The sequence below is a fragment of the Zarconia sp. genome (assembly GCF_057467645.1).
On the sequence record NZ_JBRJXU010000153.1, the window covers coordinates 1 to 5064 of the forward strand.

General features: G+C 50.8%; 3 protein-coding genes. 1 reads left to right on the top strand and 2 read right to left on the bottom strand.

Annotated features, from left to right (window positions below; translation table 11 throughout):
- Window positions 1–195 precede the first annotated feature (195 nt).
- Window positions 196–669 (bottom strand): response regulator, encoded by a 474-nt coding sequence (locus AC2215_RS23145; protein ID WP_486812383.1) that lies wholly within the window; start codon window positions 667–669, stop codon window positions 196–198.
- Between the two features lie 56 nt (window positions 670–725).
- On the bottom strand, window positions 726–2750 hold the full coding sequence (locus AC2215_RS23150; RefSeq protein ID WP_486812384.1) for a GAF domain-containing sensor histidine kinase: 2025 nt from the start codon (window positions 2748–2750) through the stop codon (window positions 726–728).
- 292 nt (window positions 2751–3042) lie between these two features.
- Between AC2215_RS23150 and AC2215_RS23155 the strand changes: the two genes are divergently transcribed.
- A partial coding sequence (locus AC2215_RS23155) for a chemotaxis protein CheB (protein WP_486812385.1) occupies window positions 3043–5064 on the top strand: 2022 nt, incomplete at its 3' end.

Below are 5064 nucleotides of genomic sequence, written 5' to 3' on the forward strand. Positions count from 1 at the left end.
GCAACCAGATGTAGCCAGTGCGATCGCTTCGCTCATCAAGAGGCTTGCCAACCGCCCGAATCTCACCCAGAGTCGGCATCCCGTCGACGTCACTTAAGCAAAACTGACGTTAATTATGGTTAATCAACCGGATTTGATATGACTCGATATAGCGACTGCTATACTTGCGCGGGGACTTGTGCCGCGAGCCATAATTCAAAATTCAAAATTCAAAATGCTACCAGACATGGTTTTCATCGGTTGAGAGCGAGTTGGTGATTGCGACGGAACGGCACTAGATTCGCGAAAGAGTTCCTCCATTTCTTTGATGATTTTTTCGTAATTTGTGATTGGCTTTGTCCAAAATTCATCGGCTTTTGAGAGTCTTAGGAGTGCAGCCTTTTGGCTTTTCATCGCATAAGCACTCAAGAGAATAATCGGAATGTGACGAGTTTGATAATTTTCCTTGAGCGATCGTGATAGATCGGTTCCACTGATGAGCTGATTATTCCAGCGCGAACCGGGCAAATTAATATCCATTAAAATCAGCTGTACCTCTCCATTGTTACACCATTTAAAGACTTGTTCCGGATTCGCCGTAATTTGCACTTGATGAGAACTGAGTCGCTCGATTAACTTGGCTGTTCCTTTCGCTAAAAGTAGATCGTCTTCGACTAACAAAATTTTCATTTTGAAATTTTAAATTTATGACCGATAGCACATCAAAAATTGCTTTTAGAGTCTGACTAACTCACCATTTCTGGCAAGTTAAAGTAAACCGTCGTTCCTCTATCTTTTCCCAAGCTTTCGATCCCAACTTTTCCGCCCATAATTTCGACAAATTTTTTGCAAATCGTCAATCCCAAACCCGTTCCACCATAGCGTCGTCGAATGGAACCATCTTCTTGAACGAAAGGGTCAAATAGGGTTTCTTTTTTGCTCATTTCGATGCCGATTCCGGTATCGATGACAGCAAATTGCACCATCGGCGGATGGGAGTTGGGTTGGCGCGTCACTTCGAGGCAAATCTTGCCGGATTCGGTGAATTTTAAGGCATTGGAAAGTAAGTTAATGAGGATTTGTCGGATTTTGTTTTCGTCGCCGTAGAATCGATCGAGCTGAGAATCGATAACGAAAGAAATGTCGCGACGGTTCGCCTCGGGTTGAAACATTCGCCCGATGCGATCGAGGAACGACCCGAGGTCGAATTCCGCTGCTGCTACCGACATTCGATCGGCTTCGATTTGGGCAATATCGAGGACGTTACTGACGATTTCCGTGAGGTTTTCTGCGAATAGATGGGCGGCTTCGATATATTCTCTGAGTTCTTCTTCGTTGTCGTAGAAACCCTCTTTGAGCAGTGTTAGGTAATTGAGGGTTGAAGCCAGAGGCGTGCGCAATTCGTGGTTAGTGGAGGCGAGAAAGTCAGATTTGAGGCGGTTTGCCTCTTCTGCCGCGCGACGGGCTTCGTCGAGTTCGCGGTTGCGCATTTCCACCAGGAGGCGCTGTTGGCGTTCCCGGCGGTAGAGACGCTCTTGTAATAATGCCATCGCCAGATGTCTGGCGAGAACCTCGAGGAGTTGGATATCCTCCCTCGTCCATTCCGGTGCTTGTCCTCGCACCAGTTCTCGCCATTCTTCAAAAGACTCTCGGGGACGCTGTTGCCGGGGATCGGGTTCTGGGTAGCCCACCCACAGCCGTTCGGTGTCGATGGCACTGCGAAACAGCGTTAAATAACCCAAGGATTCTCCCCCGCATTGCAAGGGCAGGAAAATGGCACCGCGAATATCTGGATTTCCCAACTGGGGGAGGATACCTGCGAGTTGGGGAACTTGGTAGATATCCGTGGTGGCAAAGGATTGTCCCGCCGAACTCAGGATCTGGTAGTATTGCGTCCACTCTTGAGGTGGCAGGTGGGGAATCAAACCGCAGGTGTAGCAGTGGGTCGCCTCTTCTTCGGGGCAGCAGAGGATGCCGCCACAGCTTTGGAGGGCGATGGCAATCCGATCGAGAACCCATTCGAGGTTAGGTCGGGTGTCCCTGGGGGAATGGAGGAGGGTGGTGATTTGATTGACGGTGGCTTCCCGTTTCCCCCGAGCTTTGACTTCGGCGAAGGTTGCTGCTTGGGCGATCGCTATTTCCACTTGTTCGGCGATCGCCCCGACGATTTTTTGGGCGATGGCGCTGAAGGTTTTCGGTTGGGCGTGGTGGGCGATGAGCAACCCCCAAAGTTCGTCGCCGCTCACGAGAGGCACGACCATGGTCGCTTGCACCCCCATTAAGCGCAAATACTCGATGTGGCAGGGATCGACGGGGCGCTCGAGGAGCTTTTTCAGGGGCTGCCGGCACACTTCCTCGGCGCTGAGTTCCCCGGTGGCGGTGGAGGAGGGGCGATTGGGTTCGCTCAGGCGAATTTCTTGGTTGCGGACGTTAACGATCGAGCGCACTCGGGCTTTGCAGAACAGTTCCCGCGCTTGGGGAGGAATGTCTCCGGCCCGGAAGTGCAGACCCGCCAGAGATGGAAGGCGATCGCCCCCTCTCGATTCGGCGATGACTTGTCCGTTGCCCTCCGGATCGAATTTGTAGATTTTGACCCGATCGACCTTGAGAAAATCTCGAACTTCGATAACCGTCGTATCGAGAATGTTCTGGAGTTCGAGAGATTCTCGAATGTGAGTGGCGATCCGGCTTAAGAGCTTAAACTGGCGATCGCTGGGCTGAAATTTCGAGGGGGCGGTCGTTTTTTTTTGTCTGTATTTACTCGTTGCCATTCTAAAGGACGATAATTTTTAATTAAATTGTGATTTTATAATTTTTTATTAAAATATATAATACAGTAAAAAATCAAAACATTATCCAATAAAAAATTTACGTCTTTCCCTTACACTCAGTAGAAGACCGGAAAATCATCGTTGGCTTTGAGAACATTGAAGATTGCTTGACTGGGAAATCAAATTGTGGATATTTTGTGAATGTTTGGGTGATTCGATTTTCTCAAAAAAATCACATTTTCTCCATTTTTATCGGCAATCTTAATCCCTCAAGATGTCATCTCAAACCTTCATGTCTAATTCTCTCGAACCCGAGCCGAGCTTCTTCGTGGTGGGCATCGGTGCGTCCGCGGGTGGTCTGCGTGCCCTCGAAGAATTCTTCGAGCATCTACCCATCGATAGCGGAGCCGCCTTTGTGGTGATCCAGCATCTTTCCCCGGACTTTAAAAGTCTGATGAAAGAACTGCTCGAGCGACGCACCCGAATGGCAGTCTATCGCGTCACCGATGGCATGGAATTAGAAGCCAATTCCGTTTATTTAATTCCACCGGGAAAGAATTTAGTTTTAGAAACGGGGCGGTTGCATTTACTCGAACAAGAGGAAAGAAACCGTCACGGTCTAAATTTTCCCATCGATATTTTTTTAGAATCCCTGGCCAAACATTACGTCGATCGTGCCATTGGGGTGATTTTATCGGGAACCGGCAGCGACGGCACCCGAGGGTTGCGCGCCATTAACGAAGCGGGGGGATTTGCCATGGTGCAAGACCCCGAAACTGCCGAATTTGATGGGATGCCCCGCACGGCGATCGCCACGGGCGTGGTCGATCGCGTCCTCCCCCCCCAGGAACTGGCTGGTCTGATCTACCAATTGGTGCGATCGCGCCACACTCCAGACCCCGTTCAGACTGATGCCGCATCGGTTCTGGATGCCGATCGATTGAAGCGAATTACGGGCATCCTCGCCGAGCACGAACAAACGGATTTTTCCCATTACAAAACCAGCACCCTCTCGCGCCGCATCCAACGGCGATATCTGATTAGCGGCTGCCCGGATTTCAACGATTTCATTCGCTTGCTCGAATCCTCCCCCCGAGAGCGGGCGGCACTGTGTCACGATTTGCTCATTAGCGTCACCCAATTTTTCCGCGATCGCCGCGCCTGGGACTTCCTCGAAACCCACATCGTCCCCCAACTCATCCATCGTGCCGATCCCCAAGAAGAACTGCGGTGTTGGGTAACCGCCTGCGCCACGGGAGAAGAAGCCTATTCCCTAGCGATGCTCCTCGATGAGACCATTACCCGCGCCAACAAACCGATTCGATTTAAAATTTTTGCCACGGATATCGATAAAGTGGCTCTAGAAAAAGCCGATCGCGGCATCTATCCCCTGACAATTACCAACGAAATCGAACCCGAACGCATCGAGCGCTACTTCGTACGCAAAGATAACGCCCTGCAAGTGTCTCGCCGCCTGCGAGAAAAGCTACTCTTCGCCCACCACGACTTAACCAAAGATGCCGGGTTTACCCGGATGAAGCTAATTAGCTGTCGCAATGTCTTGATTTACTTGCAATCGGACTTACAACAGCAAGTGTTGCGCAACCTCCATTTTTCCCTCGCCTCCAACGGCATTCTCTTTCTCGGGGAAGCGGAAACCCTCGGGCAAATCGAGCCGGAATTCAGAGCACTGCACGCCAAGAGCAAAATCTACCAAAAGTGCCGGGATATCCGATTGCCCCTGCCGGTGAAGAAAATCGAACAGCATTCTCGCCAGCTTCTGCCCCACTCCCTCACCCAAAATTCCGAGCGCGATCGACTCGAACCCCTCTTAAATATTGCCTTTAGCGATTTTTTAGCCGAATCTCGCGCCACTTGCCTGCTCGTCGATCGCGATTACAAGCTGCTTCATACCTTTAACAACACCCTGGGAGTCCTCACCATCCCCACCGGCCGAGTCACCAACGACATTTCCCAACTCATCTCAGGGGAATTGCAACTGCCCCTGATTACCGCCTTGCGCCGCGCTCGTCGGGAGAGAGCGTCGGTGTCCTATTCGGGAATTAAACTCGACTCCGAAGCGCGATCGAACAATCTCAAGCTCAAAGTCACCTATTACGAAGGCAGCAAACAGGCCGCCGATTTTTTTGCCATCGTCATTCAAGAAGATGTTGCTCCCCAACAGGTTTCCGGAGAACGCTTTGAAGCCGACGCCGAAGCCTCCCAACGCATCCTCGAACTCGAATACGAACTCCAACAAACCCGCGAAAACCTCCAAGCGGTGATCGAAGAACTCGAAACCACCAACGAAGAA